Annotated in this window: 26 protein-coding genes; 8 read left to right on the top strand and 18 right to left on the bottom strand. The window is 57.3% G+C overall.

Features of this window, described 5'->3' with window-relative positions; translation table 11 throughout:
• Window positions 1-23: 23 nt before the first annotated feature.
• A complete protein-coding gene (locus tag ACR0DH_RS08675) occupies window positions 24-1,976 on the bottom strand; it encodes an AsmA family protein (protein WP_480548885.1) in 1,953 nt (650 codons plus the stop codon).
• 94 nt (window positions 1,977-2,070) lie between these two features.
• On the opposite strand from ACR0DH_RS08675, the gene rimO reads away from it, so the two are divergent.
• Window positions 2,071-3,459: a 30S ribosomal protein S12 methylthiotransferase RimO gene (gene rimO, locus ACR0DH_RS08680; protein WP_480548883.1), complete on the top strand. Its 1,389-nt coding sequence runs from the start codon at window positions 2,071-2,073 to the stop codon at window positions 3,457-3,459.
• A gap of 123 nt (window positions 3,460-3,582) precedes the next feature.
• On the opposite strand, the gene ACR0DH_RS08685 is transcribed toward rimO, so the two are convergent.
• Complete coding sequence (locus ACR0DH_RS08685; protein ID WP_170536329.1) at window positions 3,583-3,771, bottom strand: hypothetical protein; 189 nt, start codon at window positions 3,769-3,771, stop codon at window positions 3,583-3,585.
• 227 nt (window positions 3,772-3,998) lie between these two features.
• On the opposite strand from ACR0DH_RS08685, the gene ACR0DH_RS08690 reads away from it, so the two are divergent.
• Window positions 3,999-4,241: a CDGSH iron-sulfur domain-containing protein gene (locus tag ACR0DH_RS08690; protein ID WP_480499616.1), complete on the top strand. Its 243-nt coding sequence runs from the start codon at window positions 3,999-4,001 to the stop codon at window positions 4,239-4,241.
• Window positions 4,242-4,244: 3 nt separating this feature from the next.
• Here the strand turns inward: ACR0DH_RS08690 and ACR0DH_RS08695 are convergent, their stop codons facing one another.
• The 5 genes from ACR0DH_RS08695 to ACR0DH_RS08715 all read right to left on the bottom strand — a co-directional run bounded on the left by ACR0DH_RS08695 (window position 4,245) and on the right by ACR0DH_RS08715 (window position 6,178).
• On the bottom strand, window positions 4,245-4,502 hold the full coding sequence (locus ACR0DH_RS08695; RefSeq protein ID WP_480548881.1) for a DUF6455 family protein: 258 nt from the start codon (window positions 4,500-4,502) through the stop codon (window positions 4,245-4,247).
• The gene (locus tag ACR0DH_RS08700; protein ID WP_480548879.1) at window positions 4,502-4,750 is read right to left on the bottom strand and encodes a DUF6455 family protein; all 249 of its coding nucleotides are present in this window, start codon (window positions 4,748-4,750) and stop codon (window positions 4,502-4,504) included. Before ACR0DH_RS08700 ends, ACR0DH_RS08695 begins: the two co-directional genes overlap by 1 nt.
• A gap of 34 nt (window positions 4,751-4,784) precedes the next feature.
• Window positions 4,785-5,036, bottom strand: coding sequence for a DUF6455 family protein (locus ACR0DH_RS08705; RefSeq protein WP_480548878.1), 252 nt, complete (start codon window positions 5,034-5,036; stop codon window positions 4,785-4,787).
• Between the two features lie 69 nt (window positions 5,037-5,105).
• Complete coding sequence (locus ACR0DH_RS08710) at window positions 5,106-5,474, bottom strand: YigZ family protein (protein WP_480544173.1); 369 nt, start codon at window positions 5,472-5,474, stop codon at window positions 5,106-5,108.
• Entirely contained in the window at window positions 5,471-6,178 is a 708-nt protein-coding gene (locus ACR0DH_RS08715; RefSeq protein ID WP_480544174.1) for a M48 family metallopeptidase, read from the bottom strand. The genes ACR0DH_RS08710 and ACR0DH_RS08715 overlap by 4 nt, the downstream gene beginning before the upstream one ends.
• Before the next feature lie 121 nt (window positions 6,179-6,299).
• Here ACR0DH_RS08715 and ACR0DH_RS08720 point away from each other — a divergent pair, with 121 nt between their 5' ends.
• The 3 genes from ACR0DH_RS08720 to ACR0DH_RS08730 all read left to right on the top strand — a co-directional run bounded on the left by ACR0DH_RS08720 (window position 6,300) and on the right by ACR0DH_RS08730 (window position 8,013).
• Window positions 6,300-6,548: a hypothetical protein gene (locus ACR0DH_RS08720; protein ID WP_353010497.1), complete on the top strand. Its 249-nt coding sequence runs from the start codon at window positions 6,300-6,302 to the stop codon at window positions 6,546-6,548.
• 191 nt (window positions 6,549-6,739) lie between these two features.
• Window positions 6,740-7,318: a nitroreductase family protein gene (locus ACR0DH_RS08725; RefSeq protein WP_480548876.1), complete on the top strand. Its 579-nt coding sequence runs from the start codon at window positions 6,740-6,742 to the stop codon at window positions 7,316-7,318.
• Complete coding sequence (locus ACR0DH_RS08730; RefSeq protein ID WP_480548874.1) at window positions 7,315-8,013, top strand: EI24 domain-containing protein; 699 nt, start codon at window positions 7,315-7,317, stop codon at window positions 8,011-8,013. The genes ACR0DH_RS08725 and ACR0DH_RS08730 overlap by 4 nt, the downstream gene beginning before the upstream one ends.
• A 6-nt stretch (window positions 8,014-8,019) precedes the next feature.
• Here the strand turns inward: ACR0DH_RS08730 and ACR0DH_RS08735 are convergent, their stop codons facing one another.
• Window positions 8,020-8,292: a DUF1467 family protein gene (locus tag ACR0DH_RS08735; RefSeq protein WP_480548872.1), complete on the bottom strand. Its 273-nt coding sequence runs from the start codon at window positions 8,290-8,292 to the stop codon at window positions 8,020-8,022.
• Window positions 8,293-8,317: 25 nt separating this feature from the next.
• The gene (gene mce, locus ACR0DH_RS08740) at window positions 8,318-8,722 is read right to left on the bottom strand and encodes a methylmalonyl-CoA epimerase (protein WP_170536308.1); all 405 of its coding nucleotides are present in this window, start codon (window positions 8,720-8,722) and stop codon (window positions 8,318-8,320) included.
• A 135-nt stretch (window positions 8,723-8,857) separates the two neighbouring features.
• Between mce and ACR0DH_RS08745 the strand changes: the two genes are divergently transcribed.
• Window positions 8,858-9,577: a response regulator gene (locus ACR0DH_RS08745; RefSeq protein WP_480548870.1), complete on the top strand. Its 720-nt coding sequence runs from the start codon at window positions 8,858-8,860 to the stop codon at window positions 9,575-9,577.
• A 272-nt stretch (window positions 9,578-9,849) separates the two neighbouring features.
• Here the strand turns inward: ACR0DH_RS08745 and aspS are convergent, their stop codons facing one another.
• The 4 genes from aspS to ACR0DH_RS08765 form a co-directional block, all read right to left on the bottom strand.
• Window positions 9,850-11,625: an aspartate--tRNA ligase gene (gene aspS / locus ACR0DH_RS08750; protein ID WP_480548869.1), complete on the bottom strand. Its 1,776-nt coding sequence runs from the start codon at window positions 11,623-11,625 to the stop codon at window positions 9,850-9,852.
• Between the two features lie 77 nt (window positions 11,626-11,702).
• Window positions 11,703-12,374, bottom strand: a complete 672-nt coding sequence (locus ACR0DH_RS08755) for a CPBP family intramembrane glutamic endopeptidase (RefSeq protein ID WP_480548867.1) — start codon at window positions 12,372-12,374, stop codon at window positions 11,703-11,705.
• Entirely contained in the window at window positions 12,371-13,015 is a 645-nt protein-coding gene (locus tag ACR0DH_RS08760) for an aminotransferase class IV family protein (protein ID WP_480548865.1), read from the bottom strand. Before ACR0DH_RS08760 ends, ACR0DH_RS08755 begins: the two co-directional genes overlap by 4 nt.
• Entirely contained in the window at window positions 12,970-14,097 is a 1,128-nt protein-coding gene (locus ACR0DH_RS08765) for an aminodeoxychorismate synthase component I (protein WP_480544489.1), read from the bottom strand. Before ACR0DH_RS08765 ends, ACR0DH_RS08760 begins: the two co-directional genes overlap by 46 nt.
• Before the next feature lie 177 nt (window positions 14,098-14,274).
• Here ACR0DH_RS08765 and carB point away from each other — a divergent pair, with 177 nt between their 5' ends.
• The gene (carB, locus tag ACR0DH_RS08770) at window positions 14,275-17,619 is read left to right on the top strand and encodes a carbamoyl-phosphate synthase large subunit (RefSeq protein ID WP_480548863.1); all 3,345 of its coding nucleotides are present in this window, start codon (window positions 14,275-14,277) and stop codon (window positions 17,617-17,619) included.
• Window positions 17,620-17,671: 52 nt separating this feature from the next.
• Here carB and ACR0DH_RS08775 read toward each other — a convergent pair whose 3' ends face one another.
• The 3 genes from ACR0DH_RS08775 to ACR0DH_RS08785 are packed head-to-tail and all read right to left on the bottom strand — an operon-like array spanning window position 17,672 to window position 22,178.
• Window positions 17,672-20,722, bottom strand: coding sequence for an efflux RND transporter permease subunit (locus ACR0DH_RS08775; RefSeq protein ID WP_480548861.1), 3,051 nt, complete (start codon window positions 20,720-20,722; stop codon window positions 17,672-17,674).
• A gap of 11 nt (window positions 20,723-20,733) precedes the next feature.
• Window positions 20,734-21,771, bottom strand: coding sequence for an efflux RND transporter periplasmic adaptor subunit (locus ACR0DH_RS08780; protein ID WP_480548859.1), 1,038 nt, complete (start codon window positions 21,769-21,771; stop codon window positions 20,734-20,736).
• Complete coding sequence (locus tag ACR0DH_RS08785) at window positions 21,768-22,178, bottom strand: MarR family winged helix-turn-helix transcriptional regulator (protein ID WP_480499634.1); 411 nt, start codon at window positions 22,176-22,178, stop codon at window positions 21,768-21,770. The genes ACR0DH_RS08780 and ACR0DH_RS08785 overlap by 4 nt, the downstream gene beginning before the upstream one ends.
• Window positions 22,179-22,400: 222 nt before the next feature.
• Between ACR0DH_RS08785 and ACR0DH_RS08790 the strand changes: the two genes are divergently transcribed.
• Window positions 22,401-23,525 (top strand): beta-ketoacyl-ACP synthase III, encoded by a 1,125-nt coding sequence (locus ACR0DH_RS08790; RefSeq protein WP_480548857.1) that lies wholly within the window; start codon window positions 22,401-22,403, stop codon window positions 23,523-23,525.
• 1 nt (window position 23,526) lies between these two features.
• Here the strand turns inward: ACR0DH_RS08790 and ACR0DH_RS08795 are convergent, their stop codons facing one another.
• A complete protein-coding gene (locus ACR0DH_RS08795) occupies window positions 23,527-25,320 on the bottom strand; it encodes a hypothetical protein (RefSeq protein WP_480548855.1) in 1,794 nt (597 codons plus the stop codon).
• Window positions 25,321-25,438: 118 nt separating this feature from the next.
• Window positions 25,439-25,900 carry a hypothetical protein gene (locus tag ACR0DH_RS08800; RefSeq protein ID WP_170536584.1) on the bottom strand — a complete coding sequence of 154 codons (462 nt, stop codon included), beginning with the start codon at window positions 25,898-25,900 and terminating at the stop codon, window positions 25,439-25,441.
• Between the last annotated feature and the right edge of the window lie 116 nt (window positions 25,901-26,016).

Consider the following 26,016-nt stretch of genomic DNA (forward strand, 5'->3'; position numbering starts at 1 on the left):
GCTGAGGCCCCAGCCCAGTCAGCTCAATCGCCGCCGAACAATTTCAACAGGCCTTTCTTGGCCTCTTCCTCCAGCTTGTTCTTCAGCGCGTCTTCAATCTGATCGCTATCAGTGACTGTTGTGTCCAGCTCTTGCCCGATCTTGTCGAACACCTTCTGTTTGGCGCTGTCTTCCAGTTCCTTGACCTTCCCTTCGGCCGCAGCCTCGATGACCTTCGTGAGATCGGGTTTGATCGAGGGGTTGCTCCACGGCCCTTCAATGCGCACCGGCACCGAAATACCATCGCCAGAATTGGCCCGAAGCGCGGTTGGCGTGAACAGATAGTCAATACTGCGCGCACCCAGATTGACGCTGCCTTTGCCATCGGCGCGGAAGTTCTTAAGCGACATCAACAGGTCATTGTTGGTCAGCACACCTTTGTCGATCACATAGCTGGCGGTCAGGCTGTTAAACACCGTTGTGCCGCCTGATCCCGTGCCGCGGCCCATAAGCCGATCCAGATCAAAGCCTGAGATCACACCGCTCTCAACATCTACGTTGCCCTTACCACTAAGTGAGCGCATGATCTGATCTTCGGTTTGCCCTACCCCCAGAAACTCGACAGCCCCTGATGCGGTACCGGACAGGCGCTCTACCCCCGCCAGTGTCGTTAACGCCTGTTGCAGATTGAGGCCGCTGGCTTTCAGGTTGCCGCCCACGGACAAGCCGTTTCGATTGTTCGCGACCACCTGCCCGTTCAGCTGACCGGAAAACAACGTCGCGGGCTGCATTTCCAACACCGCGCGTGCGCGATCCAAACTGAGTGTAAGGTCCGACGCGCCAAACTCCATGCCCGGAACCGCAATAGACTTCGCGGTCAGGCGAATTTGGCCATTCGCCAGAGACAAGGCCGATGCATCAATCGGGTCTTTGGACCAGCCCTCACTGGCTGATGGCGCGGAATCGCCGCTCGATCCTTCGACCTTGCCAGTTGCTTTGGTCAGGTCCAACGCCCCCGCGTCCAACCGGGCGACGATGTTCGGCGTCGTGGCAATCGTGATATCGGCTTCGCCCGCAAAACGGTTGTTATCAAGCTGGGCCACCATATCACGCAGTGACACCTTGCCGTCTTTTGTGTAGGTCATCTGGGTCGAGATATCCGCCGTCTGGCCCAAGCCATAGGGAACGCCGACACCTCCCTGCCCAAAAGCGGCTAACATCTTTTCAGTGCTTTGGGTGGTGATTAGTGTTTTGCCGTCCATCTCTCCGGACAGGTTGACCCGACCGTCGAACCCTATCTCGCCACCAGGCGCTTTCAATGACAGTTCCAGGGGCGTCACCTTACCAGCGGAAAACGCAGGTAGATCGGGGATCTTCAGGTCCACCTGCACCGCACCGCCCGGCACACCCATGTTGGCCTGCATGACCATAGGGGCCGACACATCAGGCCAGCTGGCCGACAGCGTCACACCCGAGAAATCCATCTGGGTTTCGCCGTTTTCAATGTAGATGAGGCGCGCATCCGTAAGCTCTAACCGTTCCAGCGTCACCGCTGCACTCGATTCAGTTGGCACTGTGCCAGAGGCGCTACCACCTCCGGACGATGCAGAAGAAGGCGCGCCCAACACCCAGTTTCCCCGCCCCTCTGACAGTTCGAGGCGCAGAACAGGATTATCTGCAAAGACACGTTTGATCTTCAAATCACCTGCCAGCAAAGCGGCGGCATCAACACCCACGGCAAGGCTTTGCGCGCTTAGCATCGGTTCGGGACCGGCCCAGTCGGCGTTGCCGAATGTCACAGGACCGGTTTCCATCCCCAGAACCGGCCAGAACGACAGGTTTACGTCACCTGTCAGGGTCAGATCACGGCCTGTTTGGGCCTTCACCTGCTCAGACAGGATTGCCGCAAGCTTGTCGCCAGGCATCAGCAGCAAGGCACCAAAGACCAGCCCAACAACAGCGACAAGAATGAACACGATGCGTATTAGCCATTTCATGTGTCTGCTCTCCACCTGCTGGCCTGTTTGATTTCATCATCCAAATGCATCGCGATATTTGCAAGGGGAAGCTTTCCCCACTATATGCCGCGCCATGACCACGAACCCGCCAAATCTACGCCCCGACCTGGCGCCCACCGCCCGGATGCCCGAGTCGTCCCGTTCAAACCAGCCAACCATTGGCATGGTCTCTTTGGGATGCCCCAAAGCCTTGGTCGACAGCGAGCGTATCCTGACCCGTTTAAGGGCCGAAGGATATGGTATTTCACCCGATTATGCGGGGGCCGATGCTGTCATCGTGAACACCTGTGGGTTTCTGGACAGTGCCAAGGCCGAGTCGCTGGATGCGATTGGCGAAGCACTGGTTGAAAACGGCAAGGTGATCGTTACCGGCTGCCTTGGTGCGGAACCGGATTATATCCGCGAACATCACCCGCGCATCATGGCAGTCACCGGACCCCATCAATACGAACAGGTTCTGGATGCGGTGCACGCAGCGGTTCCGCCGGACCCGGACCCGTTCGTCGACCTGCTACCTGCAAGCAGCGTGCAACTAACCCCGCGCCACTACAGCTATTTGAAAATTTCGGAAGGCTGTAACCACAAATGCAAGTTCTGCATCATCCCCGACATGCGTGGGAAGCTGGCCAGCCGTCCGGCCCATGCGGTGCTGCGGGAGGCAGAAAAATTAGTCGATAACGGCGTGCGCGAGTTGCTGGTGATCTCGCAGGATACCTCGGCTTATGGTTTGGATCGGAAGTACGATGTGAATCCCTGGAAAGATCGCGAGATCCGTAGCCATATCACCGATCTGGCGCGTGAGTTGGGACATCTCGATGCCTGGGTGCGTCTGCACTATGTCTACCCCTACCCGCATGTTCGCGAGCTGATCCCGTTGATGGCGGATGCCGGATGCAACGTGTTGCCTTATCTGGATATCCCGTTCCAACACGCGCACCCGAATGTTCTGAAACGCATGGCGCGCCCTGCGGCAGCTGCAAAAACCCTGGATGAGATCCGGGCGTGGCGCGCCATATGCCCTGACATCACCCTGCGTTCGACCTTTATCGTTGGCTACCCGGGCGAGTCAGAGGCCGAGTTCCAGACCTTGCTGGACTGGATGGATGAGGCGCAGCTAGATCGCGTTGGCTGTTTTCAATACGAAAACGTCGCTGGCGCACGCTCGAACGACTTGCCGGATCATGTTCCCGACGAGGTCAAACAAGACCGGTGGGAGCGCTTTATGGAGAAAGCACAGGCGATTTCCGAGGCGAAGCTACAGGCCAAGGTCGGGCAAACGATCCAGGTGATCGTAGACGAAGTGGATGCCGAGGCCGCCACCTGCCGCACCAAAGCCGATGCACCGGAAATTGATGGGAACCTTTTCATTGACGAGCGGTTCGAAGACCTTAAACCGGGCGACATTGTCCAGGTAACGGTTGACGAAGCCGGTGAATATGACCTGTGGGGCAAGATCAACTGAGCAGTGTCATTCGTGACCGGGCCGCTCGTATGTCCAAATTAAGCACAAAACAAAAAACCGCCTAGCAGGCGGCTTCATTCGCTTGGGGGACAGGCGGCCCAGACTGGACCGCCTGCAGAAAGCTTATTGTGTAACCGGGTTACAGACGGTCTCACCTGCTTCGGTCGTCGCCAGGTCATACCCGCCCGGGCAGCTTGGTGTGCCAGCCTTGTCATAGCTTGGCTGTACGTAGACAGGCGTAGGTTCTTCCTGCTGCGCGCAGGCAGTCAGGATCAGTGCGAAGGCGCCAACAGCAGCGAGTTTCAGTTTCATGTCCGTCTTTCCTCTATTACTTTTCTGATATTGCCCAGTTTTTCGGGGCCATTTTCAGGATAAAGTCAGAAAAACACTCTGGCAACAGAATCGATCACGAACCGGTGACCGGCAGCGAACCTATGCCTGTGTAACCGTCTATCTGAACGCGATTTGTATTTGCCCTACCCTTTCCAGGGCATTGCCTTACTCTTCCAGGTGACATCAGCCAAGATCGGAGAAGCCACATGTCAGACGCACCAATCATTGCCAAAAAAGAACCCGTTCCCATCGATGTTGTTGAGGGCAAGACCTATTTCTGGTGCGCATGCGGCCGATCAGCGAAGCAGCCATTTTGCGATGGATCGCATAAGGGTACGGACTTTGAACCCCTGAAATACACGGCTGAATCCAACAAAAAGGTGTTTTTCTGCTGCTGCAAGCACAGCCAGAAAGCCCCTTTGTGCGATGGATCACATTCGAAGATTTGACCGTTAGCGCAAGGCAACAAGCTGATCGGCATTTGCACAAAACTCGGGCGCCGACGTTGCGATACCTCGGTTTTTAGCCAACCAGATCGCGCATTCCTTGCTGCAGCCCGCTGCCCTGCAACGCGTCACCAATGCCGCATATCCTTCGGCGGAAAGTCGCCCTTCGGCAATCACTTCAGTGAAAGAAATGCCCATTGAACGCGCTACAGAACGTGTCAACCAGAAGTGCTTTTCAATCTGGCCCAGCATTTGACGGGGCATCAGGCGTCTTCCATCTGCGCGCGTTTCAGCGCCGCGAACCGTGCTCGATTTGGACATCTGTTAGGGACGGCTGCAGCGACTTCGCGCTCGTTCAGCCATTCAGGGCATTGCTTTGCCCACATGCAGCCACGGCAACACCGGATCATCTCGGCCCAGTCTGCCTGACTGAGATGACCTGTGCGATGCGCAGCAACAAGATCGGTGCCGGTCGCCTGACCCATCCGTAAGACCAAACGGAGGTGGGTCATGATATCTCCGAGCCGTGGCATCAGATCACCGTTGTTAGGGTCTTAGCTTGTGCAGCAACTCCTGGTTGCGGCAATATTCCGGCGCACGATCCAGCGCGTCGGCATTCTGCAACAGGTTTTGGCAGTGTATCGGGTTTGGGCAATCGGCACACCGGACAACAGCATCCGAAATCTGATCAATCGATATGCCGCCTTCGATAGCGGCCTCCTGCAGGTCGATATCCAGCATCCGCGCCATGTCGTCGACCAATCCGGCGTGCAATCGCAAAGTCTCTCGGCTGGGCATGTCCTGTCCTTTCCCTGTCGCGCCACGAGGGAAAGGTATCCGCTGGCCAAGGCAAAACCTTGATTCAGGTCAAGCAGAAGCCGCGATATGGTCCAAATAGGCGCGCGTTGCATCTTGAACACGCCGAAAACGATCACCGCCCAGCTTTTTCCCGCCGTACCAACGGGTGACGATGATCACGTGATTCTGCAGTTCTTCGCGCTCCATCATCCGCAGGATGACCATGCCCGCGCCGCTTTCCCCGTCATCGGCCTTGAGTGACCCCGTCGGTAGGGTCGCGGCCCAGGTATTGTGAGTGGCTTTGGAGTAGGACTTATCACGTTTCAACGCAGTCAGTACCGCATCGACCTGTGTACGTGACGACACCGCCGCACCTGAGACCGCGTATTTTGATCCGCGATCCGTCAGGATCACACCCAGCCGCACCAGTTCTGTCACGGCGACAGCCCTAGTTTGCGAGAGGTTTCCAGAACAATCTGAACCCGCTCGGCATTCGGGGGGTGGGTTCCCAGAAAGCTGTCTCCGGGATCTGGGATGCGATCAAAGTATTTTGCGCCAACCAACGGGTTGTAACCAGCGTTGAAGGTTATGATCGTTCCTAGTTGGTCTGCTTCAAGCTCAAAGTCCTGAACATAGGCCTGCACCCCAACCTTCGCCCCCAGCTTCTGCGCCCGCTCCACAGCGGCGTCCCCCTTACCCCGTATACGTTCCGCCTCACCAAATTTCGCAGCACCTATGCTGGCGTTCTTACTTTGTCGGGCAATGTGGTTCAGTACGTGGTGCGCCGCTTCATGTCCCATCACGAAGGCCAGTTCATCAGTGTTCCGGGTCGATTCGATCATCGACCGGGTAAAGATGATGGCAGGCCGCTTTTGATCATCCAAAGTTTGAAATGCATTTGGTGGGGCAGACGGATTCAAATCGACAAAAATGCCAAAATCACAATTCTCTGCGCTGGCGGACCGCTTGCATTGCGTACGCGCCTCCTGACCAACTTCTCGGCTCACAGCCCGAAAGGCCGCAGCACTGGCAGCCTCGTCGGGTGTCAGCCCGCGCCACTCCTCAGCAGGAACCAAACGCAACTCACCTGTTGAGCACGCCGCAAGAAACACGGCCGACATAAGCAGAGCAAAGCGATGCATGGATTGTTCCTTTTGCCGATCAGGCTTTCAGCCCAACATAGTCATACCCGACGGTCAGTACCACTGCGGTTTCGATCAGTTGCGGGTTGCATTGAGAGGCTGTGGGCTGCACTCTGACTTCATGTTTTCGATTGAGCATGAATTCGACTCGACAGTCATTACTCTGGTGGATGAAGGCCCCAAGCCTTTGCACGAGGATGTCGTCATCAACAGTTTTGCCGAATGTGTGACTCTGGAACAACTGGACCCCCGGACCGAACAAATTCAGAAGATTACCCTGTCGCCCGAACAAGTGCGTGATCTGGCGGCCGCCCTGGATTTGCCCGAAGGTGTTTACCAGATCCGAGAAACACTGGATCAGCGCGAATAAACCCTCAAACCAAACTGCCCAGCCCTAAAAAACCGCCCCGCGTTTGGGCGGCGCAGCCGGAATATTGTGCACTATTTCACTTGCACGGCACAGGTTGAGGTGAAATTGATCCGCCAAATACATTAGCACGCCCTTGAAACGCCAGCTACGCCGCCCAAGATAGACAGAGCTGATGTAAAGGAAGTTAACATATGTCCTTGAAGAACCCCGCCGCACTAGAGTTTCTGTTGTCGCGCAGGTCTCGACCTGCAAAGACGCTGGTCGCTCCGGCGCCTACGCGGGATCAGCTATTGCCTTTGCTGACGGCCGCTGCACGCAGCCCGGATCATGGCAAGCTGGAGCCCTGGCGCTTTATCGTGATCGAGAAAGGTGCGATGGCTCGTCTGGCCGCGTTGACCGAAACATGTGGTCAGGCACTCGGGAAAACTCCGGAAGATATCGCCAAGGCCCGCAATCAGTTCGACCTTGGGCATCTGGCCGTCGCCGTTGTCGAGGTTCAAAAACCTTCGGAAAAAATCCCTGCGATTGAGCAGACTTATTCCGCAGGGGCGGTTTGCCTTGCCTTGTTGAACGCCGCATTGGCGGCAGGTTGGGGGGCGAACTGGTTGTCCGGCTGGCAATCTCATGACCCCGCGTTTTGCAAGGCCGCCTTTGGATTGGATCAGAACGAACGTCTGGCCGGTCTGATTCATATCGCCACCGAAGGCCCCACTCCGCCCGAGCGCCCGCGCCCTGATGTTGATGCACTGACCGAATGGGTTTCTGAATGATCATCCTCAACGCGTTTTTTGCCGCGCTCGGTCAGATTGGTGACTCCAAGTTTCGGTCGGTCTTGCTGCGTGGAATTGGCCTGACGATCCTTTTGCTGTTCCTCGCTTGCGCGGGTGCGATCTGGATCATCAATTCTCTGTCCGGAAACGAGATATCACTACCTTTCGTTGGCGAGGTGTCTTGGCTGAATGATGTGCTGAACTATTCGGGCATCTTTTTGGTTATGATTCTGCCCGTATTCCTGATGGTGCCTGTCGCCTCGGCCATCACCTCGATCTTTCTGGAAGAGGTGGCACAAGCGGTCGAAGACAAGCATTACCCCCACCTGCCGCCCGTCCCTCGCATCCCGTTCAGCGAGGCGGTCATGGACGGTCTCAGCTTTATGGGTGTGTTGATCCTGGCGAACATTCTGGCGCTGGTCCTTTATGCCATGTTCCCCCCTTTTGCGCCCTTCATCTTCTGGGCGATGAACGGATTCCTGCTGGGACGCGAGTACTTCACTCTTGCTGCGATGCGTCGACTGGGGCGTGATGGGGCGCGTCAACTGCGTGCGAAGCATGCCTCGACGATCTGGCTGGCGGGCACGCTGATGGCTATCCCGCTCTCCGTCCCGCTGGTGAATTTGGTGATCCCGATTATCGGGGCCGCGACCTTCACTCATATCTATCATGCAGTGTCGGCCCGTACAGCCTGACACCGTTCAGCGGGGTTCCAGCTGGTTCAGCCAGTCGAAATCGCGCACAGAAATCCAACCGGACAAGATGATCCCCGCGATGATCGCCCACAAAACGAACGTGATACCGGTCGTGATCCACATCTTTTTCTTCATATGATGCACTTCCGGCGCACCTGCATGGGTGCCCGGAACGATATCGCCCAGATCGCCCTGCGTTTTTATGCGAATGGGTAGCACAACAAGCAGCGTCAAAAACCAGATGACTGCAAACAGCACCAGCGCAGCGGTGATGGTCATTTCGGGCCCTCCAGGCTAGGGGTTGTTATACCTGCTCTAGCTCGACCAGGCAGCCGTTGAAATCCTTGGGATGCAGGAACAAAACGGGCTTGCCATGCGCGCCGATTTTCGGCTCGCCGCTGCCCAATACACGCGCACCGGTTTCTTTCAGGTGATCGCGGGCGGCGATGATATCTTCGACCTCGTAGCACACATGGTGAATGCCTCCTGCGGGGTTTTTCTCGAGGAACCCGTTAATCGGACTGTCATCGCCCAGCGGAAACAGAAGTTCGATCTTTGTATTGGGCAGTTCAATGAACACGACCGTGACACCATGATCCGGCTCATCCTGCGGTGCACCCACCTTGGCACCCAGCGCAGAACGGTACTGCTCGGATGCGGCTTCAAGGTCGGGTACGGCGATGGCGACGTGGTTCAGGCGTCCTATCATAATAGTCTCCTCAGGCTTGCGTTAACTGGGTTATGGGGGCAGCCCCCGCAAAGAACAAGTGCGCCAAATCGCCCGTTAACCCTGTGTTAGCCAGAAGTTCCTAGCGTGAACCAACTGTTGGATAGGAGAGCTGCCATGGACGATTCGGTCCCCTTCGCCACCACCATCGCCGCGCCCACGGCAACGCGGCCACTGCTGGGGCAAACCATTTTGGTCGTCGAAGACAGTCGCTACGCCTGCGATGCCATTCGTTTGATGTGCCTGCACAGTGGGGCAAGGATCAGGCGCGCGGACTGTCTGAAATCCGCACGCCGCCATCTGCAGATCTATCGCCCGTCTGTCATTCTGGTGGATATGGGATTGCCGGACGGATCGGGCGCCGATTTGATCGCTGAACTCAGCGCGGCATCCCCACGGATCAGCGTGATTCTGGGCATGTCAGGCGATGATGAGAACCAGACTGTAGCTCAGAGCGTCGGGGCGGATGGCTTCCTGCCCAAGCCTTTAAAATCCATGTCTTATTTTCAGAAATCCATCCTTGAATGCCTGCCCGAAGATCGACGCCCCAGTGGCCTGCATTCGGTCCGGGATGAGGTCATTCAGCCGGACCCTCTGGCTTATCAGGATGACATGGCCCATATCGCAGATGTTCTGGCAGGACCCACCGATCCACGCACCTTGGATTATGCCGCCCAGTTTCTGCAGGGCGTTGCGCGCGAGGCCGAAGATACTGTCCTTGCGGAAGCCGCGCGCAAGCTTGCCCAATCGCGCGTTCAAGGCACCCCGATCACGGCACTGGCTGCGCAGGTTGCGGGCCTTGTTCAAACACGGCTGGAACAGCGAGAGGCGATTTGAAATGGCAACCGCGTATTTTATCACTGCATCATTACTGTTTGTCTGGATGTACCGCCACACCCGCCAAACCGCCCGATCCATTCGGGTCAACCGAAAGGGGTTGGAAAAGCTGATCGACTAGCCGCGGGTTTTCGCGCCAGTTCTATCGGCGTCGCCGCACCCTCGTCCGCAATGCGCGGAGGAGGGAATTGTGATTGCGGTTACCTGCCAGGGGCAAGTCGATCTGGGTTTCACGCTCTGCCAGCGGGTCTAAGCGATCTGACTAAAGCACCTTAATCCTGCGGAATGATCCGCAGACCTAGTTCCATCATCTGATCCGAGCTCGGATCAGACGGTGCATCCATCATCAGGTCTTCGGCCCGCTGATTCATCGGGAACATCATGACCTCACGGATGTTGGCCTCATCGGCCAGCAGCATCACGATCCGGTCGATACCCGCAGCACAACCACCGTGTGGCGGCGCGCCGTAGTGGAACGCGTTGAACAGGGCGCCAAAGCGGGATTTCACTTCGTCCTCGCCATAGCCTGCCAGCTCAAAAGCTTTCAGCATGATTTCCGGCTTGTGGTTCCGGATCGCGCCCGAAACCAGCTCATACCCGTTACAGGCCAGATCGTACTGATAGCCGCGCACGTCCAGCGGGTTGCCCTGCAACGCCTCCATGCCGCCCTGCGGCATCGAGAACGGGTTGTGTTCGAAATCGATCGCGCCGGTTTCCTCGTCCTGTTCATAGATCGGGAAATCGACGATCCAGGCAAAGGCAAAACGGTTTTTTTCTGTCAGGTTCAGTTCTTCACCGATGACATCGCGTGCCTTGCCAGCCACCTTCTCAAAGGCCTTCGGCTTGCCGCCCAGGAAGAACGCCGCGTCACCGACGCCCAGACCCAATTGTTGACGGATTGCCTCGGTTCGCTCTGGGCCGATGTTCTTGGCGAGCGGGCCAGCAGCCTCCATCCCTTCGCCCTGATCCCGCCAGAAGATATACCCCATCCCCGGCAGACCCTCTTTCTGGGCGAAAGCGTTCATACGATCACAGAACTTGCGGCTGCCGCCAGTCGGAGCCGGGATGGCGCGGATTTCAGTGCCGTCCTGCTCCAACAGCTTCGCGAAAATCGCGAAGCCAGACCCGCGGAAGTGGTCGGAGACCACTTGCATTTTAATAGGGTTCCGCAGGTCGGGCTTGTCGCTGCCGTACCACAGGGCCGCATCCTTGTAGGAAATCTGCGGCCATTCCTGATCGACCTTAAGGCCACCGCCGAACTCTTCGAACACACCGGTCAAAACGGGTTGGATTGTGTCGAACACATCCTGCTGCTCGACAAACGACATCTCAAGGTCAAGCTGGTAGAAATCGGTCGGCGAGCGATCCGCGCGCGGGTCTTCGTCACGGAAGCACGGCGCGATCTGGAAATATTTGTCGAAACCCGACACCATAATCAGCTGTTTGAACTGCTGAGGCGCTTGCGGCAGCGCGTAAAACTTGCCCGGGTGCAGACGCGAAGGCACCAGGAAGTCGCGCGCGCCTTCGGGCGAAGAGGCGGTGATGATCGGTGTCTGGTATTCACGGAAGCCTTGATCCCACATCCGGCGGCGCATCGAGGCCACGACGTCCGAGCGCAGGGTCATGTTCTGCTGCATCGCCTCGCGGCGCAGGTCCAGATAGCGATAGCGCAAGCGGGTTTCCTCGGGGTATTCCTGATCGCCAAACACCATCAGCGGCAGCTCGTCGGCTGCGCCCAGAACTTCTAGTTCGCGCACATAAACCTCGATCTCACCAGTTGGCAGTTTCGGGTTCACCAGATCGGCGTCGCGCGCTTTGACGGTGCCATCGATGCGGATACACCATTCGGACCGAACCTTCTCCAGTTCGGCAAAGGCCGCGCTGTCGCCATCGCACAGAACTTGTGTCACACCGAAATGGTCGCGCAGGTCGATGAACAGCACGCCACCGTGATCTCGGACCCGATGCACCCATCCAGAAATACGGACGGTTTCACCGACATTGGCGGCGGTCAGAGCGGCGCAGGTGTGGCTGCGATAGGCGTGCATGGAATATCCCTTCGGGCGCTGAATTCGTCGCGCCGATACACCCCGTCAGGCCCGGAAAGTCAAGGCAAGTCGCGCGGTCAGAACGGCCTTTGCACGTTGCCCGAATAGAAATAGATGCCAAGACCAACTGCAAAGATGATGTTCCCGGCAACCGCGTGCAGCAAAACCGCATAGAAAAACGAGCCGCGCTTGCGATAGGCCCAGCTAAAGAGCAGCCCACCAACAAAGGTCATGATGGCTACAATCCAGCTCCAATACATCAGATGCGCGAAGGAAAAGATGGCTGCGTTCAGCAAGTCGGCCCGGCGCCCTTCGGGTAGCAAGGCGTGATACCGGCGGAAGAATAGCGGGCGAAACAGCAATTCCTGTGGTAACGCAGATAGCAACGGATAGCCAACCCAGATGAAGGCCAGCAACTCGGGCCGGTACCGTAGAAGCGCAAAAGCCGCGTCAGGGCGTGTGACATAGATCAGCGTGATACAGAACGCAGCGGTCGCCCCTGCAAACAGCGCCAGTTCACGCAGCGACCAATTCGCCCAGCCGTATCTCAGTTCGGCCCAGCGAAACCCCGGTGTCGCGTGCAGCAGAAGGATACCCAGACCGGTGAAGGCGAATAGCGCCGGAAACATCCAGTTGGGCGGCAGGAAAACCGCGATGGCCAAAGGGGCTGCGATAAAAAACAGGCAAAACTCAAACCTTAAGCGCGTCAGCGCGACCGGAGGGGTTGTTAATGTCGCGTTTCTATTCACAGGCTCACCAACTCAGCCGGGATCAGGCCGCGCAGGGAATTCCCCATATAAACCGCCTTCGCATCCTTCAAGTCGTTCAACGTCAGTACTGCCTCAGCAAAATCCTGTTCCAGCAACTCTTCTCGCAAGATACCGGGCAACAACCCGCTCGACAGTTTCGGAGTTAAGTGACGACCGTCGGGTGTTTCAAGGAACAGATTGGTGATTGACCCCTCGCACAGCTCGCCCCGCTCGTTCAGAAACAACAACTCATCCACAGCTCTGGGCATCGACGCGCGCGCAGTATCATAGATCACACGACGGGTTGTTTTGTGGCGGAGCCAGATGTCGTCGGAACTCAACTTGATGTTAGAGACGGCAAGTCGCCAGAGTGGGGGATTGTCCGCCAGGAGGGCGGCCGTCAGATCGAACTGACCAGCGACATCCATCGTCAGCCTGCACCGAAGGGCGACATCACACTCCACCTCGGACAACATCGCCTGCGCCGCGGCATGGTCAAACGGCAAGGCCAGAGCCGATGCTGTTTGGCTCATACGGTTCAGGTGCCGATCCTCCCGCTCGAACCCTTGCCCGGGCCGAAAGCCGAGCGTTTCGATCAGACGGAAGTCAGGCTCAACTGGTGGGCAAAGCGGGCTTTCCATAATGCCTCCTCGTATTCCGATGGGGCCGTGCTGTCCCAGACCACGCCGCCGCCGACATTCAGGGTCGCTTTGCCACCCTCCGTCATAAGCGTACGGATGGCGACGTTGAACTCGGACCGGCCATCCGGCGCGGCCCAGCCAATTGTGCCGCAATAGATGTCGCGCGGCCAAGGCTCCAACTCAGACAATATCTCCATCGCGCGGATTTTGGGGGCACCGGTGATTGACCCACACGGGAAGAGAGCCGTTAGGATGTCCGACAGCCCAGCACCAATCTGCAATTTTGCCCGCACCAGCGAAACCATCTGGTGCACAGTCGCGTAGGTTTCGACTTTGAACAGTTCAGGCACATGAACCGACCCCGGCAGGGCAACCCGGCTGATATCGTTGCGCAGCAGATCAACGATCATCAGGTTCTCGGCCCGGTTCTTCTCATCGCTGGACAAGAAGTTTCGGCGGCGGGCATCCTCGGCCATATCCTCGCTTCGCGGCTGTGTGCCTTTCATCGGACGCGTTTCGATCTGCCCGACCTCATCTGTACGCATAAACAACTCGGGCGAGCGGCTGAGCAGATCGGGCAATCCGTCTTGCTGAACCAACGCCCCGTGTCCGACCGGCTGGCCCGAGGTCAGCGCCGCATAAAGCGAGGCGCTGTCGCCGTCGATTTCCAGATCAATCGGGAATGTCAGATTGGCCTGATAAATATCGCCCGCGCCGATTGCGTCATGCACGGATTTGAACGCCCGGCTGTATCGCGCCTCGTCCCAACGCGGCTGAAACTTTGATACACCGCCCGAGGCTTTGGGCAATTCGCTTTGCTTTGGCAGGTCATAGACGCCAAAGCACAGCAAAGGCAGCTTTCGCCCCTCTGGTAGTCGCGCAGCCAGACGGGGCTCAAGCGTGTAGCCAAGCTCATAGCTGGCATAGCCGGCCAGCCACCCGCCCGATGCGCGCGCCTCATCCAAGGTCGCCAGCGCATGCGGCACCTGATCCGCTCTGTCCGCGCGGATGATGTGGGATGGCCGGTCAAACCGGGTTCCCGGACCGGCAGGGCCCTGATCGAAACGAATACGCAAGTGCATCCTCATCAACAGTGCTGCGCGATATAGAGAATACGCCGCCAAAGGAAAGAGAATAAAGCGGCATTTTAGCTCCGATTTCCGATACCTCTTGCACCTTTCGGCGCGGACCCTATAACGCAGAACAATTTGGGCACTGGGGCGGTGCCGGTGACTCGTACATTGTGAAGGGGCAAAGCCATGCCGAGAAGAACCGACATCCAGTCGATTATGATCATCGGGGCGGGCCCCATTGTCATCGGGCAGGCGTGCGAGTTCGACTATTCCGGCGCTCAGGCCTGTAAGGCGCTGCGCGAGGAAGGTTATCGGGTCATTCTGGTCAACTCGAACCCCGCCACGATCATGACCGATCCTGGTCTAGCCGATGCCACCTATATCGAACCGATCACACCCGAAGTTGTCGCCAAGATTATCGAAAAAGAACGCCCCGACGCCTTGCTGCCCACGATGGGCGGACAAACCGGCCTGAACACCTCGCTCGCATTGGAAGAGATGGGCGTGCTTGAAGAATTCGGTGTCGAGATGATCGGCGCGAAACGAGACGCGATCGAGATGGCCGAAGACCGCAAGCTGTTCCGCGAGGCGATGGACAGGCTGGGAATCGAGAATCCCAAGGCTGAGATCGTGACCGCCCCCAAGAACGCAGAGGGCAAGAAAGATCTGGAGGCCGGTGTGGCGCTGGCTCTGGACACTTTGGAAACGGTTGGCCTACCCGCCATCATCCGCCCCGCCTTTACCCTGGGCGGCACCGGCGGTGGCGTGGCCTATAACCGTGAGGATTATATCCACATTTGCCGCTCGGGGATGGATGCCTCGCCCGTGGGTCAGATTCTGATCGACGAAAGCCTGCTGGGCTGGAAAGAGTATGAGATGGAGGTGGTGCGCGACACCGCCGACAACGCCATCATCGTGTGTTCCATTGAAAACGTCGATCCGATGGGGGTGCATACGGGAGACTCGATCACCGTGGCCCCGGCGCTCACGTTGACCGACAAAGAATACCAGATCATGCGCAATCACTCGATTGCCGTGCTGCGCGAGATCGGCGTCGAAACCGGTGGGTCGAACGTGCAATGGGCGATCAACCCGGTTGATGGCCGCATGGTCGTGATCGAGATGAATCCGCGCGTGTCACGGTCCTCGGCGCTGGCGTCCAAAGCGACCGGGTTCCCGATTGCCAAGATCGCCGCAAAGTTGGCCGTAGGCTACACGCTAGATGAATTGGACAATGACATCACCAAGGTCACGCCCGCCTCATTCGAGCCGACCATCGACTATGTCGTCACCAAGATCCCGAAATTCGCCTTCGAAAAGTTCCCCGGCTCTGAACCTCACCTAACCACCGCGATGAAATCGGTGGGTGAGGCTATGTCCATTGGCCGCACAATCCACGAATCAATGCAAAAAGCACTGGCTTCAATGGAATCGGGCCTGACCGGCTTTGATGAGATCGAAATCCCCGGTTTGAATGTGGGTGTCTGGGACGCAGCTGACGACAAGGCTGCCGTGATCAAGGCGATCAGCCAGCAAACGCCGGATCGTCTGCGTACCATCGCACAAGCGATGCGCCATGGCCTGAGCGACGACGAGATTTTCGGCGTTACAAAGTTTGACCCCTGGTTCCTGTCCCGTATCCGCGAGATCGTCGAGGCCGAGCAAGAGGTCCGCAAAAACGGTTTGCCAATAACCGAGGAAGGCATTCGCAGGCTGAAGATGCTGGGCTTCACCGATGCGCGTCTGGGCAATCTGAGCGGCCGGGACGAGGACAACGTCCGCCGTGCCCGTCGCAATCTGGGCGTAACCGCTGTCTTCAAACGCATCGACACCTGCGCCGCCGAATTCGAAGCGCAGACACCCTATATGTATTCGACTTATGAGGCCCCAATGATGGGCGAGGTTGAGTGCGAAGCACGCCCCAGCGACCGCAAGAAGGTCGTTATCCTTGGCGGTGGCCCAAACCGGATCGGTCAGGGGATCGAGTTCGACTATTGCTGCTGCCACGCCTGTTTCGCGCTGACCGACGCGGGGTATGAAACCATCATGGTCAACTGCAACCCCGAGACGGTCTCGACCGACTATGACACTTCAGACCGCCTGTATTTCGAGCCACTGACGTTCGAGCACGTCATGGAAATTCTGATGAAGGAACAGGAAAACGGCACATTGCATGGCGTCATCGTTCAATTCGGCGGGCAAACGCCGCTGAAACTGGCCAACGCGCTAGAGGCCGAAGGCATTCCGATCCTCGGCACCACACCGGACGCGATTGACCTGGCCGAAGACCGCGAGCGGTTCCAGGCTCTGGTGAACGATCTGGGTCTGAAACAGCCGAAGAACGGCATTGCTTCGACCGATGCCGAAGCATTGACCATTGCGGATGAAATTGGCTTCCCACTGGTGATCCGCCCCTCTTACGTTCTGGGTGGCCGCGCGATGGAAATCGTGCGTGATATGGACCAGCTGAAACGCTATATCAACGAGGCCGTGGTAGTTTCGGGTGACAGCCCCGTTCTGCTGGACAGTTACCTGGCAGGTGCGGTTGAGCTGGATGTGGATGCCTTGTGTGACGGTACCGACGTTCACGTCGCGGGCATCATGCAGCATATCGAAGAGGCAGGTGTGCATTCCGGCGACTCGGCCTGCTCTCTGCCGCCCTATTCGCTATCGAAAGAGATCATCGCGCAGATCAAGGATCAGACGTTCAAACTGGCCAAGGCGCTGAACGTCGTGGGCCTGATGAACGTTCAGTTCGCGATCAAAGATGATGAGATCTACCTGATCGAAGTAAACCCACGCGCCTCGCGGACCGTGCCTTTCGTTGCCAAGGCGACAGACAGTGCCATCGCATCCATCGCCGCGCGGTTGATGGCGGGAGAGAAGCTTTCGAACTTCCCGCAACGCCCGCCGTATCAGGAAGGTCAGGACACCAAGATCGCTGATCAGATGACACTGGCCGACCCGGACATGCCGTGGTTCTCGGTGAAAGAGGCCGTTCTGCCCTTCGCCCGGTTCCCCGGTGTCGACACCATTCTGGGCCCCGAAATGCGCTCGACCGGTGAGGTCATGGGTTGGGATCGTGACTTCCCACGCGCATTCCTCAAGGCTCAGATGGGCGCTGGCATGGTTCTGCCGGCATCGGGCCGCGCGTTCATTTCGATCAAGGATGCCGACAAAACCCCCGCGATGCTCGAAGCCGCGCAGGTTTTGTCCGCACAGGGCTTTGCCCTTGTCGCCACCCGCGGCACGCAAAGCTGGCTGGCGGAACAAGGCGTTGCCTGCGATCTGGTCAACAAAGTCTATGAGGGCCGCCCGGATGTGGCGGACATGCTGAAAGACGGTCAGGTGCAGCTGGTGATGAACACAACCGAAGGCGCCCAGGCGGTTGAAGACAGCAAGGTCATCCGTTCCGTCGCTCTTTACGACAAGATCCCTTATTTCACCACAGCCGCTGCCAGCCACGCCGCCGCACTGGCCATCAAGGCGCAGGCCGAAGGTGATGTCGAGGTACAGTCACTGCAGGGGTAACTTCCCTAAAGAGTGGAGCAAAACCCCCGGTCGTGGACCGGGGGTTTTTCATTTAAGCAGCGGATTGCTCGGCCGCCTTAAGCCGCTCATCCCGTTTGAAAAACAGCATGTAGAACACGGGTGCGGCGACCATCGTCAAGATGGTGGCAAAGGCCAGCCCACCCATAATCGTCACCGCCATCGATACAAAGAACGCATCCGTCAGCAGCGGGGCCATGCCCAGGATCGTGGTGATCGCGGCCAGCATGACCGGGCGCAGACGCGAGATTGAGGCTTCGATAATCGAGTCCTGCAACGGTTTGCCGGTCGCGCGGACCAGATCGATTTCCTCAACCAGTACAATGCCATTCTTGATCAGCATCCCCGACAGGCTCAGCAGACCCAAAAGCGCGGTAAAGGTGAAGGGCAACCCGGTGCCCAATAGGCCAATCACCACTCCGTTCACGGACATCGGTACCAACAGCCAGATTATGATCGGTTGACGGATCGCGTTAAACAACAGAACCGAGATCAGCACCATGATTAACAAGCTGAGCGGCAGTTGCCGCCCAAGGCTTTCTTGCGCATCACGAGAGTTCTCAAACTCGCCGCCCCATTCCATTTTATATCCGGGTGGCAGATCGATTGCCTCGATTGCATCCCGCACCTCAGAATGCACCTGAGCAGCCGTAAAGCCGGGCGGGATATCGGCACCAACCGTGATGGTCAGAACACGATCGCGCCGGTGCACCAGCGTGTTCAGGGATCGGTATTCAAACCCGTCGACCATCTGTTCGATCGGAACAAAACGCTGCGATTGATCGGAATAGACCACCTGATCGACGATAGAATATTCGCCATCGGCCGGGCGACGCAGGATAATCGGGATCAGACGATCCCGCTCACGTAGCACGCCTCCGGTGATCCCATCAGTGGAAAACTGCAATGTCGCCGCGATGTCTTCACGCGTCACCCCAGCCGTCTGCGCCCGTTCGGTCGCATAGATCGGTTGTACCGCAAGCTCTTGCTCACGCCAGTCATGAGAGATGTTTAACGCGTTCGGCGATGCGGCCGCCATGCGCTGCACCGCTTCGTCTGCCAGTTGCCGTAGGATCACCGGGTCGCTGCCCGAAAAACGTGCCTGGATCGGGTCGCCGCCGCCAGGTCCAAAAACCAGCCGCTTGGTCCGGAACTCACCTTCGGGGAACTGGACAGAGCCGAACTCTTCCAGATCAGCCTGCAACAGCGGGATGTCCTCCAGCGTTTCGGTACGGATGATCATATGACCATAGCTTGGGTTCGGGTCCTCAGCCGAATAGGTCAGCATAAACCGCGTTGCCCCCTGCCCGACAAAGGTTGTGACCGAGACGACATCTTCCCGTTGATTCAGCCACTCTTCGAACACGGCCATGTCTTCGGCGGTACGGGCGACGGTTGTCCCTTGCGGCAGTTTGTAGTGCACGAAGAACAGCGGTGTATTCGAATCCGGGAAAAACTGTTGCTTTACAAGCCCGAAACCGGCGTAGCATGCGACAGTGACTGCAACCAACCCGACAACAACCAGCCACCTCAACCGCAATGCGCCGCGCAGGATCGATCCGTAGATACGGAACAAAATCCCGCCATAAGCATCTACGTCCCCCTCTACGCCCTGTTTGAAGAAATAGTGCCCCAGCATCGGTGTCACGGTGATCGCCAACACCCAGCTGAGCAGAAGCGAGATCCCAATCACCGCGAATAGCGAGAAAAGGAACTCTCCGGTTGCGTCTGAACTCAGGCCGATACCCGCAAAGGCCATGATCCCGATTACCGTCGCACCCAGCAGCGGAATTTGCGTTTTTGAAGCGACCTCTTCCGCCGCATCGCGAGAGGATTTGCCACGCAGCATGGCAATCTGCATCCCCTCAGCAACAACAATGGCGTTATCGACAAGCATTCCCATCGCAATGATCAATGCGCCAAGCGAAATCCGCTCCATCTCAATCGAGAACATGGACATGAAAAGCAGCGTGCCGACCACAGTCAGCAACAGGGTTGATCCAACTACAATGGCGGCGCGCCAGCCCATGAACAGGCCCAGCACTGCCACCACGATGGCCACAGACATCGCCAGATTCACCAGAAAGTCATTCGACGCCTGCTCAACCACAACATGCTGCTGATAGATCGGCAGGATGTCGACGCCATAGGGGATTGCGATATCAAGTTCAGCAAATTTTGCGTCTACGCGTTTGCCGACTTCGACGATGTTTTCGGTCGACAGACCCGCAACGCCGAGCGTGAAGGCTTCGACCCCGTCGAACCGGATGATTACGTCCGGGTCGGTCTGCCGCGCGCGGTAAACGTTGGACATATCAAACAGGTTGATCACCTGCCCCTGAGAGCCAACCGATAGCCCGGCGATAGCGGAAACGCTGTCAGACCCTTCAGCCGTTAGAATCGTGGTACGGTCATCGGCCGACCGCACCGAGCCCGAAGCATTGACGGAATCAGCGTTCGAAATCGCCTCGTTAATCGCCTGAATCGGGACGTTTTGATTGACCGAAATTGCGAGGTCGGGCTCGATAAAGATTGCCTCTTGCGGCAGGCCCTGAACCTCGACATCCGCAACGCCAGAGACGGTCAGCAATTCGCGCCTCAGAAAGGTCGCCAGTTCATGCTTTTCTGCGTCCGAAAACCCCTCGGCTGTGACCGCATAGAACAGACCGAACACATCCCCAAAGCCATCGTTGACGAAGGGCTGGTCAACCCCCGAGGGCAGCCCACGCGCCGCATCGCGTATTTTGGCGCGTAATCGGGTCCAAACGGCAGGCAATTCGCTGCCATCATAGGTGGATTTGATCTCAACCTCGATCAGGGATCGCCCGGGCTGATTGACTGACGTGATCGTGTCCACCTCACCCATCTGCTGAATGGCCGATTCAAGGGGCTCGGACACTTCCAGCGCCACCTGTTCGGCCGTCGCACCGGGATATTGCGTGACAATGACGGCGTTTTTGATGGTAAAGGCCGGATCTTCCAAGCGACCCAGAGACAGAAACCCCCAGATACCGCCGAACAAGGCAATGAGGATGATCAGCCACGTATAGATGGGCCGATCAATCGAGGCGCGCGCGATGTTCATATCTCAGCCCCTCAGTTGGCGAAGCCGGAAAAGCGGCGCACCGTCTGACCATCTGTCAGCACGGCCCCTCCGGCGACGACAATCTCGTCGCCGCTGGACAAGCCAGTCAGCACCCGAACATCGCCTGACTGGGTTGGCTCGATTGTGACGGGCACACGGCGCACTGTGCCCTCATCGGCGCCAGCAGGCGAAAACACCATCACTGAGAGCGCGCCGCTGGCGTCAGAGACAATAGCGGTTGCGGGAATTGTAATGCCCCGATTGTGATCCTGCACCTGCGCAGTCACGGTCACAGAAGACCCAGGCAGAATCTGCAGGCCCTCGGGCGGGGTCAGGCCGAACTGAATACGGAAGGTCTGCCCGACGCTGGAGGACTCGGCATCAAATTCTCGGATCTCCAGCGGGAACACTTCATCGCTGACCGGGAACTTCGCGGTCAGGACAATGTCATCCTGCTGCCCAGTACGCTGGAATAATATCTCTGGCACGTCTACTTCGATCCGCAGCTCGGACATATCGTGGATCCGCACAATAGGCGTTCCCGAAGAGACAGTTGTAAAGGCTTCGACCGCGCGGCTGGACACCAGCGCATCGAAGGGAGCGGTCAGAGTTGCATGTTCTAGCTCGTATTCCGCATCGCGCAGGGCGATAGCCGCTAACTGTGCTTCAGTCACGGCGTCATCGACGGCAACCTGGCTGGCAGTTGTTCCGCGCAGGCGTGACAAACGGGCTTCGGTCCGGTCTGCCTGTTCCTTTTGCAGCTTTGCCCGATCCAAACGCAGCTGAAAGGGTTCCTGATCAAGGCGGGCAATCAGCTGGCCCTTGGGGATGACAAACCCTTCGGTGACCGGCATTTCGACAATTTGACCTGACACCTGAAAGGCCAGATCGACGGTCTGCCGCGCAGCGACACGCCCGAAGAACTGGCGCGAAAACCCCGGCATCGTCTCCTGCACCAGCATCAACTTAACTGGCTTGGCGACATCCTGTGCAGCCAGCGGTGACGAAAGAACAGTCAGGGCAAGGCCCAGAAAAGTCAGCAATTTCATTTCTTCAGCCCCTCGGGTATTCCCGTTTTCAGAATGGTATCACGGATTTTATGCGCCAGTTGCGCGAATTGAGCGGTCTCGTCCGCATTCAGACCCGAGGCGCGGTGGAACAGTGCCCCGGCTTCTGCGACCAGCATGTTTCGGGCATCTTCGCCTTTCGGGGTCAAAACTAACAACCAGGCACGCCGGTCCATTGGGTCACGCTCCCGCTTGAGGTACCCCGACTTCTCCAACGCATCTGCCGTCGCAGTGATCGTGGACGGAACGGTCAGCATATCAGCCGCCAGAACGCCCATACGCTTGGGTTGATCCAGCTTGATCAACATGTGGCATTCGGGATGGCTCAGCTCTGTTTCGATGCTCTCAAACGCCTCTTCCAGTTTCCAGTACAGGGCATAGACTCCCATTATCGACTGAATTTCAGGACTCAGGCGGCAAAGCCTTTCGCTGACATCTTCTGACAAAGGATTTCTCCACTTAGGTGGTCGCCATATACTTCATTATCTGAACTATTCAAGTTATGAAGCTGCATTAAGACAAGCTTGCGCTCATTCCCTTGGGTCAACTCCCCTTGATCAAAACCCCCGGTGACTGCATTTTAGGCGGATTCGAAACTTTCAGGACACGTCATGCATACGCCCGCCATCACCGGTACTGGTGTTTTCACGCCAGAAAACGTCATCACCAACGCTGAGCTTGTCCAAGCGTTCAACGCCTATGCTGATAAGCAGAACGCCGAAAACGCCGAAGCCATTGCCAATGGTGAGATGGAGCCGATGCAGCATTCATCGGAAGAGTTCATCGTAAAAGCCTCCGGCATCGAAAACCGCTATGTCATGGACAAAACTGGCGTACTTGATCCGGACAAGATGTACCCCGCACTGCGTCAGCGCAGCGACGATGAACCGGGTATCATGACGGAAATGGCCATCGACGCTTGCAACAAAGCACTGGCGCAGGCCGGGCGCACGGCCGCGGATGTCGATCTGGTCATTTGCGCTGCTTCGAACCACGAACGGGCCTATCCCGCGGTTGCGATTGAAATCCAACAAGCCCTGGGGATTGACGGGTTCGGGTTCGACATGAATGTCGCCTGCTCATCGGCCACATTCGGTATTCAGGCCGCAGCTGACATGGTTCGGTCTGGTTCAATTCGGGCTGCGCTAGTTGTGAATCCCGAGATATGTTCGGGTCATCTGGAATGGCGAGATCGGGATTGCCACTTCATCTTCGGCGACGTGGCAACGGCAACCCTGATCGAACGGATCGAGGACGCACAAGGGCCACATTTTGAGATTCTCTCGACCCGCTGCGCCACAACATTTTCCAACAACATTCGCAACAACAACGGCTTTCTGCGCCGTTCGCGCCCCGACGGGATGGATGATCGACGCGACATGCAGTTCATGCAGAACGGTCGCAAGGTCTTTAAGGAAGTGCTGCCCATGGTCAGCAAACATATCAGCGATCACATGAGCGCCGAGGGCGTGGGCAGCGAAGACCTCAGACGTCTCTGGCTGCATCAGGCCAACAAGACCATGAACGACTTTATTGGCAAAAAGGTGCTGGGGCGCGAGCCCGAAGCGGATGAGCAGCCCAATATCCTTCAGGATTATGCCAACACCTCATCTGCCGGTTCGATCATCGCGTTTTCCAAACATTCGGACGACTTGGAAGACGGAGATGTCGGGCTGATCTGTTCGTTTGGCGCTGGCTATTCGGTCGGATCGGTGATCGTAAAACGGCACACCTGACCTAAGACCCCGTCGCATCCTGCACGCGGAAAATCTGGAACACCGCGTCGGCGCTGGTGGGTATCTCCACCACGTTTTCTGGCAGCTTGCCCTGGATCATACCTGCCGGGAACCCATCGCCGTCCGAGACACTGGACCAATAGGTGGCACGTGGGTGCGATTTGCAGATCAATATGTAGTCCACACCCAGTTCGTTAAGACGCGGGCCCGCATCGACCGATTCGGACCGGAACAAGTCAATCTGCGCCAGCATACCGGCCTTGTTCCGATGGTAATTCCCCGCCAAAACCGAATGATCCGTATGCCGCAGGATCTGAGCGGCATAGTCGAAATCAGCGATGATGAAGCCCGGCTCAAGCTCCTGCAGCGGACGAATGGCCTGCTGGGTGTTACATTCAAAAGCCGGTGCCGCTGTTTGCTCAGCCCCCGCTACGTTCGAGGTCACTTGAGGCGCTATACGATCCTCAATCGCGGAACCCGTTTTCGGCGACATGAAGACGACAAACAGAATCATCAGAATCCCAAGGGCCGAACGGCCCTCGGCCCTATATCTGCGATACAGCACGGCTAAGACCTGCGCCTGCACGGCAACCAATGACATGGTCAGGAACGTCATCAGTCGGGACTGATACAAGAACAGAACAAGCCCTGCAGCAATCAGGCACAGAAACAGAGTGTATTCGATTTTCGCATCGCTCCTTCGGATGAACATCACAGATGCAAGGATCAGGAAAATCGATATCAGGATCAGGGCGATCGTCTCACCTGCATGTCTTTGCAGAACCACCAGAACGTTCTGTGACTCGGTGATCTGGCTAAGCCAGAATTGCCTGATGGCCAGCGGCATTTGATCAATTGGGTTTCCAAGACAATAGGGTGCATAAACATACGCCGCAAACACCGCGACGGCTGCAACCAACACAAGGCTTGTGAAACGCCCCCAGACAGCGCTTTGTGAGGTTAAGGCAGCCGCAACAAGCAATCCCAGCGCAGCCAGGCTAAGTGGTAATGCGACGCTGAGCGTCAGAGCATCGCAGCCTGGATAGAAGAAACTGGTGCGGCTGGCCGTCGCAAGGATTGCCACGAGCAAAGTCGCCAAAATCCCAAGGCACATCGCGATGGTTCTGCGCCGGGCCTCGGACCCCGTCAGGGCCCAGTCGAGCGCTGCAAAAACTGTGATCAAGGCGATCTGTGCCAGCGACTCAGTGCCGATCGACAGAGACAGTGCCAGACACGTGCCCAACCACAACCCGGCGTACCGCCTGTCTTGCCGTTGCGCAAAGAACATTAACGCCGCGGCAAACAGCAGAATCTGCAAACCGTGGTGATCAAAGGAATACTGATCGAACTTGCCTGAGTTCAGCAGGGCCAAAACGCCAAAAAGCAGCGCTGCAACCGCCCCTTCACGCCCGCCCAACGCGCCGCCTGTTGCTGCAAAAGCCCAAAGGGTGAGACCCGCCAGCAAGGTAGGCCAGACAAAGCCGGTAACCGCAAAGGCGGCTTCAGACGGCAAGAACACAGCACTGAGTTCATATAGTGCCAGAATCGGTGCATCCACGAACCGGGACCAATGCATCAGCGTCCCCTCGCCTGGACCCAAACGATGCTGATAGGGGTCGAACCACCCCTGCCCGTTCCGCAAATCCTGAACCGAGACCCAGCGCATGAAGTCATCCGGCCCTTCAATCGGGCCCGCCAAAGTCATCAAGGCGACAAGGATCACCAAAGCAAACCAGTACAGGCGGAAAACCAACCTGTCGGACAGGATGCTATACGCCTTATGCCGTGTGTTCATTTTGGATTGCCTTTGACCGACCTGTCTTGGACGCTTTCATATCGACCAGAAATGACGGAATTGAGGCACCAGGCATCCGCACCAGAGCCTTGACGCATCACAGGGCTTGGGCCCTTGCTCAGCTGACGCTTTCTTCTTCCAGATGCAACTTCATCTCGATCAGAACCTGTTGTAGAAGGCTGGTTTCTTTCAGCAAACGCTTGGCTTCGTTCACGGTGATGATACCGTCTTCGATGGCGGCCTGGTATTCTGTCATCAGCATCGCAAAACGCTGGCTCAGGGCTATGACATCCGAGTTTACGCCGCCAGTACGAGGGGCATCAGTGTTCCGCCCATCATAGGACAGCGTGATGTTTTTGAGATCAGCCAACGCCGATGTGACATGTGGATAGGATGCGGCGTTTTCAAGTCGGGCGACCGCATCCACGGGCATGAACCGGTCGGCATGTTCCGCGTTGTCGGAATAATACCGGCCAAGTGTCGCCTTGGATTTTCCGGTAATCTCACAGGCCGCTTCGATTCCCACGTCTTTGACCAGCGCCTCGGTGTGTTTCTTCAGATAAGCCCCGATATCTGCCATTGTTTTACCTTTGTTACCTGCATCCGCTGTTCCACCGCCAGTATTGGGGGAAAGCGCCGGGAAATTTCCCATAACAGAGTCATAATTGAAATGTCATACATTGGCTATCCCTCAGA

The sequence above is a fragment of the Ruegeria sp. I1 genome (assembly GCF_056532675.1).